This window comes from Neisseria sp. P0021.S006, from assembly GCF_051956895.1.
Map to the genome: position 1 here is coordinate 1 of NZ_JBQCWZ010000054.1, position 10168 is coordinate 10168.

At 48.5% G+C, this 10168-nt stretch carries 11 protein-coding genes and 1 pseudogene; 8 read left to right on the forward strand and 4 right to left on the reverse strand.

The window, feature by feature from the left end:
* From ACTHUM_RS09840 to ACTHUM_RS09875, 8 genes are all read left to right on the forward strand, one after another.
* Positions 1 to 635, forward strand: a 635-nt coding sequence (locus ACTHUM_RS09840; RefSeq protein WP_440402840.1) for an MATE family efflux transporter, incomplete at its 5' end; no start/stop codon positions are given.
* A 63-nt stretch (positions 636 to 698) separates the two neighbouring features.
* Positions 699 to 1472, forward strand: coding sequence for an LEM-3-like GIY-YIG domain-containing protein (locus ACTHUM_RS09845; protein WP_004519963.1), 774 nt, complete (start codon positions 699 to 701; stop codon positions 1470 to 1472).
* Between the two features lie 46 nt (positions 1473 to 1518).
* Complete coding sequence (gene murB / locus ACTHUM_RS09850; protein ID WP_004519964.1) at positions 1519 to 2559, forward strand: UDP-N-acetylmuramate dehydrogenase; 1041 nt, start codon at positions 1519 to 1521, stop codon at positions 2557 to 2559.
* Between the two features lie 18 nt (positions 2560 to 2577).
* Complete coding sequence (locus ACTHUM_RS09855) at positions 2578 to 3219, forward strand: TetR/AcrR family transcriptional regulator (protein ID WP_004519965.1); 642 nt, start codon at positions 2578 to 2580, stop codon at positions 3217 to 3219.
* A gap of 89 nt (positions 3220 to 3308) precedes the next feature.
* Positions 3309 to 4082, forward strand: a complete 774-nt coding sequence (locus ACTHUM_RS09860; protein WP_004519966.1) for a hypothetical protein — start codon at positions 3309 to 3311, stop codon at positions 4080 to 4082.
* A 50-nt stretch (positions 4083 to 4132) separates the two neighbouring features.
* Positions 4133 to 4705 carry a ubiquinone biosynthesis accessory factor UbiJ gene (locus tag ACTHUM_RS09865; RefSeq protein ID WP_004519967.1) on the forward strand — a complete coding sequence of 191 codons (573 nt, stop codon included), beginning with the start codon at positions 4133 to 4135 and terminating at the stop codon, positions 4703 to 4705.
* A 27-nt stretch (positions 4706 to 4732) separates the two neighbouring features.
* Positions 4733 to 5623 carry an NAD(+) kinase gene (locus ACTHUM_RS09870; RefSeq protein WP_036491160.1) on the forward strand — a complete coding sequence of 297 codons (891 nt, stop codon included), beginning with the start codon at positions 4733 to 4735 and terminating at the stop codon, positions 5621 to 5623.
* A 26-nt stretch (positions 5624 to 5649) separates the two neighbouring features.
* Positions 5650 to 5955, forward strand: a complete 306-nt coding sequence (locus tag ACTHUM_RS09875; protein WP_003746349.1) for a hypothetical protein — start codon at positions 5650 to 5652, stop codon at positions 5953 to 5955.
* Positions 5956 to 6053: 98 nt separating this feature from the next.
* On the opposite strand, the gene ACTHUM_RS09880 is transcribed toward ACTHUM_RS09875, so the two are convergent.
* From ACTHUM_RS09880 to ACTHUM_RS09895, 4 genes and pseudogenes are all read right to left on the reverse strand, one after another.
* Entirely contained in the window at positions 6054 to 7187 is a 1134-nt protein-coding gene (locus tag ACTHUM_RS09880; protein ID WP_004519969.1) for an AAA family ATPase, read from the reverse strand.
* A 32-nt stretch (positions 7188 to 7219) separates the two neighbouring features.
* Entirely contained in the window at positions 7220 to 8023 is an 804-nt protein-coding gene (locus tag ACTHUM_RS09885; RefSeq protein ID WP_004519970.1) for an RNA ligase family protein, read from the reverse strand.
* Positions 8024 to 8082: 59 nt separating this feature from the next.
* Positions 8083 to 9384, reverse strand: coding sequence for a hemolysin family protein (locus tag ACTHUM_RS09890; protein WP_049336803.1), 1302 nt, complete (start codon positions 9382 to 9384; stop codon positions 8083 to 8085).
* A 143-nt stretch (positions 9385 to 9527) separates the two neighbouring features.
* A pseudogene (locus ACTHUM_RS09895) lies at positions 9528 to 10168 on the reverse strand (replication-associated recombination protein A); the annotation flags it as partial.

Genomic DNA, 10168 nt, shown 5'->3' on the forward strand with positions numbered 1-10168 from the left:
AAATCGGCGCACCCATCGGCTTGTCTTATTTTCTAGAAGCCAGCGCGTTTTCGTTTATCGTCTTTTTGGTGGCGCCATTCGGCGAAGATTATGTCGCCGCGCAACAAGTCGTCATCAGCCTGTCGGGTATTTTGTATATGGTTCCGCAAAGTGTCGGCTCGGCAAGCACGGTACGCGTTGGCTTTTCGCTCGGGCGGCGCGATTTTTTGCGGGCGCGTTATATTTCAGGCGTTTCGCTGGTGTTGGGCTGGCTACTTGCCACCTGCACCGCGCTGCTCTTGGTTGTCTTTCGCTTTCAGTTGGCAGGTATGTACACCAACGATGCGGCAGTATTAGGCATTGCCGCAACCGTTTTATTTTTCGCTTCCCTATTCCAACTGGCAGATGCCACCCAATGTATCGCTTCATATGCGCTGCGCGGCTATAAAGTGACCAAAATGCCGATGTTCATCCATGCCGTGGCTTTCTGGGGCTGCGGCCTGTTGCCCGGCTACCTGCTTGCCTATCATGCCGATATGGGCATTTACGGCTTCTGGACCGCGCTGACCGTTTCGCTGACGATTGCCGCCATTGCATTGGTATGGTGCTTGGAGCTTTGCAGTAAAGAGATGGTCAAATCACATAAGGCCGTCTGAAATTTCTTTCAGACGACCTCCATTGATATTTCATTTACGGCTTATTCACTCTTAAGGAAAAAAATGTTTTCAACTTCCATTATAGAAAAACTTGCTTACTATATTTATTGCTTGATTGACCCTAGAGATGGCAATATTTTCTATGTAGGTAAAGGCGTGGGCAATCGCGTTTTCCATCATGCCCTAGGTTCATTACAAGAAACAGAAACGCCAAGTGATAAAATTGCTTTGATTAGGGAAATACATAAAAGCGGAAACCAGCCCGTGTATTACATTCTGCGGCACAACATCCAAACAGACAAACAGGCTTTTGAATATGAAGCAATGGCAATAGACCTACTCTCCCTAGTCAAGCCGAGCCAGCAGCCGCTGACTAATATTCAAGGCGGCACGCATTCTTCTGAAGTAGGATTGATGAGCTTGTCCGAATTAAAACGAAAATATGATGCGCAAGAATTGAAAACTGATAAACCTATTGTTTTAATTACGATTAATAACGAATACGAGAAACTGAAAAAAGACATCAGATCAGGGAATATTCCTGAAGCCGATAGGCATAAGGAAATTTATGAGCGCACACGGAAATATTGGAAAATCGGAAGTAGGCGTGAAAAAGCAAAATATGCAGTTGCAGTCTATCGCGGCTGGACATTGGCAGTATATGAAATTGAAAGATGGATTTCTGCCGACGATATTATTCAAGGTCGTTGGATGTTTGAAGGCAAGCCGTTACCAAAAGAGTCCAATATTTATCAAGAAATCGTGGACAAGCTGACCTATTCTTCCCAAGAAAACTATAAAGCGCCCCAAAACCCCATTACCTATCGTAATTGTTAAATAGTAAGTTTTCAGACGACCTGAATCCACAAAATCACAAATCATCATGCAACCCATCCAATACCAAACCGACCTCACCCCCTACAACACTTTCGGCCTTCGCGCCCAAGCCCAAGCCTTTATCGCACTCAAACACGCCGACGAGTTGCGCGACATCGTCCGGCTGCCCGAGTTCAACCGAAATACTGTTTTATGGCTCGGCGGCGGCAGCAATATCCTTTTGATGGAGGACTATGCCGGTCTGGTTGTGCATATGGAAAACAAGGGAATACGCGAAATTGAGCGTTCAGACGGCCTGGTTTATATCGAGGCTCAGGCTGGGGAAATTTGGCATGATTTTGTTTTGCACACGGTTGGGCTGGGTTTAAGCGGGCTGGAAAACCTCAGTCTGATTCCGGGCACGGTCGGCGCGTCTCCGGTACAAAATATCGGTGCATATGGTGTTGAAGCGAAAGATGTTATCCATAGCGTACGCTGCTTTGATTTGGATACGGAAACCTTTGTCGAGCTTTCCAATGCCGACTGTGACTTTGCCTATCGTGAAAGCCTATTCAAACAGGAAGGCAAAGGCCGTTATGTGATTGTTTCGGTTGTATTCGCGTTAAAAGAGCATTTTGTGCCGAACTTGGGCTATGGCGATTTGGCGGCAGCGGTTGCCGAACTAAGCCAAGACCGCGAGGCAACGGCTAAAGATGTTTCCGATGCAGTGTGTGCAATCCGCAACAGTAAACTGCCTAATCCTAACGTGCTTGGTAATGTCGGAAGTTTCTTTAAAAACCCTGTTGTCAGCGCTGAAAAAGCTGCCGATTTGTTGCAACAATACCCCAATATGCCACGCTATCCGCAGCCTGACGGTTCGGTCAAACTCGCGGCCGGCTGGCTGATTGACCAATGCCGTCTGAAAGGCCATCAGATCGGCGGGGCGGCTGTGCATGACAGACAGGCTTTGGTTTTGGTGAATAAAAACAATGCGTCCGCTCAAGATGTCCACCAGCTGGCACAATATGTTTGTAATACAGTATTTACTCAATTTCAGGTAGAATTACACGCAGAACCCAACTGGCTGCCGACTTCATACAGCCTATAAAACAAAGGAGTGTATTCCATGCCGCGCATTGCTAAAGTCAACACTTACACACGAATCATCAATGCCAGCCTCGCCTTGTTCAACGAAGAAGGCGAGCGCAATATTAGCACCAACCATATTGCCGCCCACTTAGGCATCAGCCCGGGCAACCTCTACTACCATTTCCGCAACAAAGACGAAATTATTGTCCAATTGTTCAAGCGTTACAGCGAAGCCCTGCTTGTCTACCTTAACGAAGCCGTATTGCCGTCTAATGTGGAAGACTCCATCAACTACATGGCCGGTATTTATGATGTGATGTGGGAATACCGTTTCCTTTTCAGCGATGTGAATACCCTGCTTGCCCGCAGTGCCGAATTATTGGGCGAGCACAATACCTTTACCCAAGCCAAAGTGTCCCCGCTGTTGGTCAACCTGCTGACCCAGCTCAACGGTCTGAACATCATCAGCGCAGACCAAACCGCCATGAACGACCTTGCCGTCAATATGTGGATGGTGACGAAATACTGGTTCGACTTCGACAGCTCCCTGCGCGGTCGAGCCAAGTTGACCGAGGATTCCAAAGTACGGGGCATCAGCCGCACACTCAGCCTGTTACGCCCCTACCTCCTGCCGGAACACCGTGCCGAATTCGACCAAAAAATCGGCAGCAACCATTAATTTTTCCATACAAAGGCCGTCTGAAAACGTGGCTTTAACCAAGTTAAAGCTATTTTCAGACGGCCTGTTAATTTTCGGATGCTTTATTTATGCACCTTCCCGATATTTCCATTCTCGGCTTAGGCTATCTCGGCCTGCCGCTGGCACAAAAATTTTATGAGCAAGGCAGTCAGGTAGCCGCCGTCAAACGCAACCTGACCTCCGACGACATCAATCTGCCAATTGAACTCGACATTATCGATTTAAACCAAAACGATATTTTTCACAGTTCGACCTTATGGCAAAACCATATCAACAAGCCGACATGGTTTTGCCTGCTTCCGCCTTCATCATTAAACCATTACGCCGATACCTTAAAAAAATGGATTCAACTTGCCGAGCAATCTAAGGTACAACACATCATCTTTACCAGCAGCACCAGCGTGTATGGCGACCAAGCACGCATATGCGATGAAAGCACGCCGCCCGATCCGCAAACCGAATCTGCCCGTCAAATCCTCGTAGTCGAGCAAGCCCTGCTTGAAAGCGCCGTCCCCCATATCGATATACTGCGACTGGGCGGGCTTTACTCTGCCGACCGTCATCCCGTTACCAAGCTGGTTCAGAAAACACGCATTCAAGGCGGCAATCAACCCGTCAATATTCTTCATAAGGATCTTGCCGTCCAAGTCCTTTTTCAAACGGCCTGCCAAGCTGACGGCAAGCGTATCCGCAATATTGTCGAACCCCGCCACCCAAGCCGGGCCGAATTTTATACTGCCGAAGCGGCCAAACTCGGGCTACCGGCTCCTGATTTCATCGTTGATGACAAAAGCAACGGCAAAATTGTAAATACCGTTTGCGCAGACGGGCTAAGCCTGTAAAATTGCGACTCAACCCATTAATCCGTTTCAGACGGCATTTAGAGTAAACCATGTCCGCCCTATTTCCCCTTATCAACCACCTGATACAGCAAAATCCAGAGCAACAGCGCGAGCTGTCTGAATTTGCAGGCAGCATCATCTGCATCAGCCTGACCGGTTTCAGACTGACCGGACGCATCAGCGAACAAGGTTTTCTTGAAACCGCAAATGAAACCGCCGACACCAACATCACATTCCACAACAGCGCCATCCAAAAAATCCTCCAAGGCGGCCAGCCCGGCGTGGGCGACATCAGCCTCGAAGGCGACTTGGTCTTGGGCATGTCCGTCCTTCCTATTTTGGGTGGACTGCGCTATTATCCGAGCGAAGATTTGGCGCGTGTATTCGGTCATGTGGCCGCAGAAAGTATCAGCTCGCGCGCCGGCGACATCGGCCGCACCATGAAAAAAATCGGCAAAAGCATTGCCGAGCAAATCAGCGACTTTTCACGCGAACCCGAATCCCCTGTTATCGACCAAGCCACGCTTGCCGCATGGTTGGAAGAAGTGGACAAACTGCGTGACGACGTTGCCCGCCTAAACGAACGCCTCGATCGCCTCGAGCGCGATATCTGGATAGATTAGACACTTAATTTCAGACGGCCTACTATCATGAAAAGCCCATTTAAAAACATCGGTATCGTTACACGTCCCAATACGCCCGAAATTCAAGATACCGTCCACACATTGGTTTCTTTTCTGCGCGAAAACGGCTTCACCATCTATCTGGATGAATTGAGCGTAGAAGAACACTGCGTCTATATCCAAGATTCCGCCTACTGCGAAACCGTAAACAAAGCCCAACTGGGCAAATATTGCGACCTCGTCATTGTGCTCGGCGGCGACGGTACCTTCCTCTCCGCTGCCCGCGAAGTTGCTCCGCGCGCCGTTCCTATCATCGGCATCAATCAAGGCCACTTAGGCTTTCTCACCCAAATCTCACGCGACACCATGGTTGAGGGTATCCGCCCCGTACTGGAAGGCAAATATCTGCCCGAAGAGCGCATCCTCATTGAAGCCAGTATCATTCGTGACGGCGAAACCATCGAACGCGCCCTAGCCCTCAACGACACCGTACTGTCTCGTGGCGGTGCAGGCCAAATGATTGAATTTGAAGTATTTATCAATCAAGAATTTGTCTATACCCAACGTTCGGACGGCCTGATTATTTCCACGCCGACAGGTTCGACCGCTTATGCACTTGCCGCCGGCGGCCCCATCATGCAAGCCGGTCTGCACGCCTTCACGCTTGTGCCTATCTGTCCGCAATCCATGACCAACCGCCCGATTGCCATCTCCGACACCAGCGTAATCGAAATCCTCATTACCAAAAGCGGCGACGCACGCGCACATTTTGACGGACAATCCCATATCGACGTGCAAAACTTCGACCGCATCATCATTCGCCGCTATCACAATCCCTTGCGCGTCCTCCATCCCACCGATTACCAATACTTCAAAACCCTGCGCCAAAAGCTGCATTGGGGCGAACAATTGATTTAAACACCACTTCAATAAATAGGCTTACCATGAAAACCATTTCCCAAACCTTAATCATCGCGCTGTGCGCCCTTTCCTCCCTCTCCGTCTCCGCACACGGCATGCACAAAAGCAAACCCTTGTCCTTTGAAGAATTGCCGAAAATCTGCCAGCAATACTTTACCCGTGCGGATGCGTGTTACCAAAAAGCAGGCGATAAAGCATCGTTCCAACGTGACAACACAAAATACCTGCGCCAAATCCTGCCTGCTGCCGACGTAGGCCAACGTGAACGCATGTGCCAAATTGCCATGGATACATTCGCTGAAAAAACAAAAGGCTTAAATTGCGAATAAAGACCTTCCCCTTAGCTCTAGTAATTTTAATTTCATAAAAAGGCCGTCTGAAACATTAGATTGTTTCAGACGGCCTACTTACAAAAACCCTTTACTTTTTAAGAAGAGACCACAAAATCTACCGTATGCGCTTCACTGTAATCAGGGATTTCCAGCTTTTCTATCATGCGGTGCAACACATCATTCGGAACAGAATGTTCGCGGTTACGGTTTTGCGATAGTAATTGCGTGTAAGGCACTTCCAAATAAATGAGATGCACACGTGCGCCGTAATCGGCAAACATCGGCAGCCATTTACTGCGCAAGTCGCGGTTGAGATTGGTCGCATTGAAGACAAATGACGTACGGGCTCGCAGGTATTCTTTTGCCTGCTCTTTACCCAAACGCACTGCTTCGGCGGTATGTTTGGAATCTGCGGGATTGAGTTTACGCTCACGGCGAATCTCATCGAGCGACAGCATAGGTAAATGGGCAAGATGTTGCCTGATGTAGCTGTCTTTGCCGCTACCTGCTATGGCGCACATGGCGTACACCTCAAAGGTCTGATCATCAAATGGCTGATAATCCGGCATTTCGCTACGGCCGTTAAGATAGAGATAGCGTCCGTAATCGCTGGCGAACGTACGTGCCTTACCCCAACAAGCATTTTCTTCACAGAGTTCACGAAACAAATCAACGCGCAGCAAAATATCCTGTTGGTCGCAACATATACGACCCAGGACATCGGCTTTAGCCAGCATGGCAAGATGTGCAGTGTTAACCTGCAAACTGGCCGCTATGACAGCTCGATCAGGATTAGGCTTGTTAATTGCCCATAAAGGCAATCCGTGCAAGCGCACAAGTTTGGCGATTGCTTCTCTTACGGCAAATGGAGCGGCAAATTCGGTATACAGTAAAGTACGGGCAGTATGCTCGCCTTTTTTTGCGTGATGCGGCGAAACGATACGCTCTTTACCGTTTTCTATTTCACGCTTGGTCGTACTGCGTTTTTCCACATCATGCAGTATGGCGGCAGCAAACAGAATATGTTGCTCCTGTTCATCAAGCGCTTGAAACTCGGGCAGTTGTAAAAGGGCTTCGCACACCATTTTGGTATGCGTAAATACATCGCCTTCAGCATGCCACTCAGGGTCTTGCAGAACATCCTTCATATCGGCAAACCAGCTGAAACGACGTTCTAAGGCTTGCCAATCAGGAAGTTGACCGGGTATGTAATCTGGGAATGTCCACATAATTGTCTTTCTTATTATTGGATAATTGGACTTCAGGCCGTCTGAAACTGCCAGCTTTGCCAATGATATTTGTCGTAATCGATAAGACGGGCAGGCTTCCAAGTTTTCGTCCAATGAACGTCGGTTTTAACGTGTTTGGCTCGCACCAATTTGAAAAGATTATCAAATTCATTGAATTGAACAGGCAGGTTGCCGTTGTTGGTGGCAAAATCAGCGGCGTTCCGGATAACGAAACCTTCACTGCATGCCGCTCCTGTTTTCGGATCGTAGCCGCCAAGCTTACCGGCAGTTTGTACGCTGTCTGTCCACGGCTCTCCCAAATTAGCGGCAAGCCATTGCGCTAAAGCAATATCTTCATTGGCGTATTTTTGAGTGGAATCTGCAAGCGGCTGGACAATTGGGATTTCTGGCACAGTCGGAAAATCAAACAGCTGCGCATAAAATTTAACCTCTTCCCATGAAAGCCAATGTCCGCCACGGCGGACGGCGAATAGATAAAAATAGCTTTCCAGTTGAGAATAGGCAATCGAATGAATGCCGTACATATTCTCGCCAAAAAGTTCGAGATCGCCCAAATCATCTTTGATTTGCTGCCATCGTTGCAGCAAAGGTTTATCCCACGGATGCTGGGTAGGTGCAGCATGACTACGGGCATAGAGGCCGTGCGCGGCAAAGCAGTTGTTTTGCCCATCTAATTTTTCGGTTAAAACCAATTTCGGCAGCGAGGCAAAATATGAAAGAAAGCCGCGCGGCATAAAGCGGTCGTCTGAAGTCGTGCCGAGGCTGATGGGCGCGTGCAGGCTGCGGGCGTATTTTTGAGGTTCAGTTGTCGTCATAATATTTTTTCCTTTTTATTCATTTTTTAATTTTCTTTTCAAGTGTTCCCAGCAACCCGTTACATTTTTCCCACCATATTTCCTTGTTTGGAAACCAAAAGCTGGTCGATTTTCAAATTTTCAGTATCGATAATTTCAAACTTATAACCGGCATAAACCAGAAAATCTGTACGTTTCGGGATTTTGCGCAGGGAATACATCATAAAGCCGGCGATGGTTTCGTAGTTTTCCGAATCGGGAAACTCTTCGATATCCAACGCACGCATGACATCGGCGAGCGGGGTCGCGCCGTCCACCAACCATGTGTCTTCGGTACGGCGGATGATTTGCGGCTCTTCTTCGGTATTGACCAGCTCGCCCATCACAATGCTCATCACATCTTTCAGCGTTACCACGCCAACCACCAGCGCGTATTCGTTCACTACGACGGCAAAGTCTTCGCCAGAAGTCTTGAAGGTTTCCAAGACATCGTAAAGCGACAGCGTATCGGGGATAAACAAGGCTTTACGCAACACGCGCTTGTCGGTCAGCCGGACATCTTTTTCTCTTAAAAATAAGGTCAGCAACGTATGCGATTCGATATAGCCGATAACGCGTTCCAAATCGCCGTCGCACACAAGGAATTTGTTGTGCGGTTTGTCCGACATCATTTCCAACACGGTATCGCTGTTGTCGTTTTTATCAAAATAGACAATGTATTCGCGCGTGCTCATGGTGGAAGTTACCTTGCGCTCTTGCATATCGAAAATGTTTTCAATCAGATAGTGTTCTTGTTCTTTCAACACACCAGCCTGCGCACCGGCATCGACGACGGCGTAAATGTCTTCCGAAGTCAGTTGTTCCTGACGGACGGTGGAAATTTTGAAGAGCTTGAATATTGCGTTTGCCAATCCGTCAAAAATCAAAATAAACGGCTTTAAGATAAAAATCAAAAACATCATCGGACGCACAATGCGTACCGCCACCGCTTCGGGATGGGTCATTGCCATACGCTTGGGCATCAGGTCGGCAATTAAAATAAAGCTGCCTGTAACCAGCGAGAATGTCAGCAAAGAGGCAACTGTGCTGCCCCAACTACCTGCGTTCTCCAATAGTTTGCCAAAATACGGACGTATTGCTGCCTCGCCGACAATACCGGCAAGAATGGCGACGGCGTTCAAACCGATTTGGACAACGGTAATAAAACTGCCCGGCTGCTGCTGCATATTGATTACGTCAAGCGCACGCGTATCGCCGCCGTCTTTCGCCATGACCTGCAATTTGATTTTGCGTGCCGAAGCCAGCGCAAGTTCGGAACAGGATACAAACGCGCTAATGACAATCAGCAGGCACAATAATAGTAAGGCTTCAAAAATATTCATGAAAAAGTGTGTGTGTATGGTATAGGTTAAAAATATTCATGAAAAAGTGTGTGTGTATGGTATAGGTTAAAAATATTCAAACAGCAAAGGCCGTCTGAAAAATTCAATTTGATCTTAGATTTGTATTATGTACATTTATTGTTTTAATCATCCAGTGCATCTTCATCCAAGGATTTCAACCATTTCAGCTTTTCGCCAATTTTGATTTCCAATCCACGAGGGACAGGTTGATAGAAATCGGGTTCATCCAAGCCGTCGGGCATATAGCTTTCGCCAGCGGCGTAGGCATTAGGTTCGTCATGGGCATAGCGGTATTCGCGTCCATAACCCAATTCTTTCATCAGTTTGGTCGGCGCATTGCGCAGATGGACAGGCACTTCGTCGCTGGCATTTTCTTTGACGAAACGGCGCATTTGGTTGTATGCCTTGTAGCCCGCGTTGGATTTCGCGGCGGCGGCGAGATACAACACGGCTTGCGCCAGTGCGAGCTCCCCTTCGGGCGAGCCTAAGCGCTCATAAGTAGCGGCGGCATCATTGGCAATCGTTAAGGCACGCGGATCGGCCAAGCCGATGTCTTCCCATGCCATGCGGACAATGCGGCGGGCAAGATAGCGCGGGTCGGTACCGCCGTCGAGCATACGGCAGAACCAATACAAGGCCGCGTTAGGATGCGAACCGCGCACGGATTTGTGCAGCGCGGAAATCTGATTGTAGAAACTCTCGCCACCCTTATCAAAACGACGGATTTGCGCACCCAAACTGTCGGCAAGAAATTCGGCGGTCA